The 3718-nt window shown below is 37.3% G+C and carries 3 protein-coding genes and 1 pseudogene; 1 reads left to right on the top strand and 3 read right to left on the bottom strand.

Annotation, left to right across the window (positions count from 1 at the left end; all coding sequences use genetic code 11):
- The first annotated feature begins 179 nt into the window (after positions 1 to 179).
- Positions 180 to 879: pseudogene (locus CXF61_RS11395) on the top strand (IS1 family transposase).
- 430 nt (positions 880 to 1309) lie between these two features.
- On the opposite strand, the gene CXF61_RS11390 reads toward CXF61_RS11395, so the two are convergent.
- The 3 genes from CXF61_RS11390 to CXF61_RS14340 form a co-directional block, all read right to left on the bottom strand.
- On the bottom strand, positions 1310 to 2218 hold the full coding sequence (locus CXF61_RS11390) for an ATP-binding protein (RefSeq protein ID WP_102078923.1): 909 nt from the start codon (positions 2216 to 2218) through the stop codon (positions 1310 to 1312).
- 79 nt (positions 2219 to 2297) lie between these two features.
- A complete protein-coding gene (locus tag CXF61_RS11385; protein WP_102078924.1) occupies positions 2298 to 3434 on the bottom strand; it encodes a DUF1376 domain-containing protein in 1137 nt (378 codons plus the stop codon).
- 63 nt (positions 3435 to 3497) lie between these two features.
- Positions 3498 to 3713 (bottom strand): helix-turn-helix domain-containing protein, encoded by a 216-nt coding sequence (locus CXF61_RS14340; protein ID WP_227526672.1) that lies wholly within the window; start codon positions 3711 to 3713, stop codon positions 3498 to 3500.
- Between the last annotated feature and the right edge of the window lie 5 nt (positions 3714 to 3718).

Below are 3718 nucleotides of genomic sequence, written 5' to 3'. Positions count from 1 at the left end.
TAAAAAGTAAATAACTCTATGTACGAAACATAGTTATCAAACTCCCAATGAAATTTTTTTGATAAGTTAGTCGACTACTCATCTTAATTTTTATTAGAAGTATTGGTGGTATATCAAAAATCATTCTGAAGAATTAAAGGAAAGGTGACAGCTGGAGCAAAGATATTATATTTGAGGTTATGAAGACACAAATAGATATTAATTTCCCTAACTGCCACTCTTCCAGTTTAAAAAAATGTTGTAAAAAGCGATGGCAGGCAAAACTATCAATGCAAAGTCTGCAAACGTCAATTCATTGGCGATCATGCGATTACTTACTAAGGTTGCCACTCTCAAATAGAGCATAAGATACGCCTCATGGCGGTTCATAGTTGTGGCGTTAGAGACGTCGCTACGATTACCTCAGTGAGTATTGGTAAGATACTGAGCACCATAGGCTCATCAATCTATAAGATACTCCCAAAGCATCACTATTACGAGCATTCGGAAGTGGATGAGTTTTGGACATACGTGAAGCGTAAGAAACATAAGGTATAACTCATCTATGCTTATGACCGCGATACTGGTGAGATTATGGCTTATGCTTTGGGTAAACGTGACTTAAAGACCGCTAAGAAGCTGCGAGCCAGGCTTAAGCAACTTAAGGTTCACTATGGTTCAATCAGTATGGACAACTGGCGTAGCTTTAAGACAGCTTTTAAAGCAGATCCTAAGCAGATTGGTAAAGAACATACTGCGGGTATAGAGAGTAATAACTATCGTTTAAAACATCGGTTGAGGCGAGCAGTTAGAAAGACGTATTGCTTCTCTAAAAAGTTCGATGATCGCTTTAGGACGTTCAATATGGTGTTCTTTTATATTAATTATGGCTTCATCTAATGACAGCATACTTTTTGGAACACCGTCCAATATTTAAAGTCATGTCACTATCGACATATTTTTTATACTGATTACTTTTCGTGCTAGATAGACTAAATAGTCTAGCTTCACTCTGAACGTCCGCCGTACAATATTGGGTCAATAGATGTATAGCATTGCTGTATGTCTGCTTTAAGCTTATCGTCTCAATGCTGGTGTAATATAAAGATGGGCTGTGCTTCACATCAACCCCAGAGAGAATCTCGGCATGGAGTAGCTCATGAAGCTCATTCTTGATAATCTTATATAGACTAGCATCAATATACTGCTTTATTAATATGAGGATTTGACTACTACAGTACGTTTTTATCAAGGATAACCAGAAAATATTTAGCATCATTCACATGTGTGATGTATTAAATTTTAAGCTATTACATTTTCTAACTTGTACTCACAAATTCGTAACCTTTTGCGTAAGCATACGATAACTAGGCCACGTGCATTTGATATTAATTATACGTTGGCAGATGCGGTCGACTGCACGGTCGCCAATGTAACGATTAAAGTTATCAGGCGATAGATTGGTAGTAATAATTGTCGGTAAACCTAGTTGATAGCGGCGGTCGATGATAGCGGATAGGCGCTCTCTATCTTCTTGAGCCATTAGCTCATTCAATCGGGTCCCGTTTTCGCCCACCTCGTCAATAATAAAGACCGTAGCACGACTAATCTGCTCGATATATGCAGCTTCCGTATCTTTGGTATTCTTATCCCACGTCATCCTGACCTCTTTATGAATCTGACTCTCCCGCTTATAAACTACAGTCATATTAGTCTTGAACTTTTGGCTGATAATCTCATTAGCAATTAGGCAGGCCAACTTAGTTTTGCCAGTCCCAGTGTTACCTGTTAATATAATATTTTCACTGCCAGCGCCGTAGGTTGATACATACCTACGCATGACACTTATAATATTATAAAAACGTTCACGAATTGCTTCATCGCCCAATATAGCCCATGCATTAAAACCCATACCCAAATGTTCTTTTGGGATATTAAGATTTCTACTAAGCTCATTACGCAGGCGGGCTAAACGTTCGGTATATGCGTCAGCATCCCATTTACATTTCTGACAGGGATTTCCACCCGCTTTTATCACGGTTTTTAGCACTTTCCATGTTTGTCGGCCGTGTACATCACAGTTAGTAGTGATTTCATCCATCTCACAGGAAAGCTTAGTAAAGGTAGAGTTTTCTTGCTTAGCTAGGCTACTAAGCACATCTTGTTTATGATTATTAATATTTGTATCGCTTATACATTTTATATCATTTCGTTTTTGTGCATAGTTTAATGATGTCATATCAAAGCTCCATTAATTTTTTGTAGCTGAGTGAAGTAGCGTTTGTGCTGATGCTAGCCAATAATACAGAGCTAGGCTATTACGATATACGATGCTTATTCTCATCATAATATTCGAGATCGCCTATCCAAGCTTTTTTCTCTTCATCAGTCATGTCAGCCCCAGGATTGCCCCAGTAATCATTTACCGCTTGTGGATCATTATCTCGATTATAAGATTTACCGTTCATTGTAGGAGACGCTTTAACTATGGTTGGTTCATCCTCCCAAGATTTTGCATTTAACCAAGTGCTCGGGTGTTTTTGATATTTAGAGGCTTGTATTATAGGGGTTTGATCTTGCACTGCTTTCATGATTTGATCGAACAAGGCTTGAAGATCATCAGGTCGTTCGTGTTTAACTTTCCCCCTTTTCCCAGTTCCTGTAAACACACTGTGCCACACTGCTTCAGCTAGGCCTTTGGATTTTTTGTTTGGATATGCTGCGTAAAACAACTCAAATTTTTCTTCAAGCCATTCTTCGTGGTTTATTTCTTTTTCATAGTTATTAGTTTCTAGTTTTTGTTTGTTAGTTATAGCGTCTTCTTGTGTGACAATCGAATGATATTCATTGTGACCGTCCGTGACATCGCTTGTGACATTATTATTTTCTGAATTCAACTCGATTATACTTTTATGTTCATAAAATAGTTCTCGTAATTTAGTTATGCCTTTGACCTCTTTAGAGTTAATACCTATAGAAGACAAATACCCACGAATCACCTTAACTTCTTTACGTAATTTTGCTTGTCTCTCTGCAGCTGTCAAAGGTTTATTTGACGTGACACCATCTGTCACACTATTATTTTCACTTATATAATTTGTGACATTTTTATTTGGGTTTTTAAATTTATAGTTCTTTAGAATAACTTCCCATTCAGAGTGCTTATAACGTTTAGTACGCTTATCAAATATAAATTTATCCTTTAGAAGGAATGCTAAGGCCTTTTTTTCACTCTTGGTTCGACATGACAAGCGACGTGAAAGCATATCAATATCAGACATTAGACTTTCACCAGTCTTTAAATAAATAGTACGCATATCGAGATATAAACTTTTTTCGATACGAGACATATATCGAGTTTCAATTTCCCAATCACCGAATTTATGCATAATCATATGCATAACACCAAACTCAGTATAAGATCTTTTATCTTTGTTCTTTTCGCTATGTGTCATGAGGCACTCCCTGTATAAGCATTCGATCTTTAGTTAGCTCTATCGACTAGAACTTTGAGATTATTAGCTTGACGTACAAGACTTTTCACAATCATCAATATACTGATCGAGGTGCCTCTTTCTATACAAGACGTGCCGGCCTATTTTACTATAAGTGATTGCGTCAGATTGATGACAGCGCATGTATTGAAGTGTACTTGTAGATTTCCCGAGATACGCTGCTGCATATTCTGATGTAAATGGGGTATCAATATCCGACTCTATGACAACCTGTCTCATCATAT

Source organism: Psychrobacter sp. 4Dc (assembly GCF_002836715.1).
GTDB lineage: Bacteria > Pseudomonadota > Gammaproteobacteria > Pseudomonadales > Moraxellaceae > Psychrobacter.
Note: the sequence above shows the minus strand (reverse complement) of the source record. Positions and strands in the feature narration are given on the sequence as shown.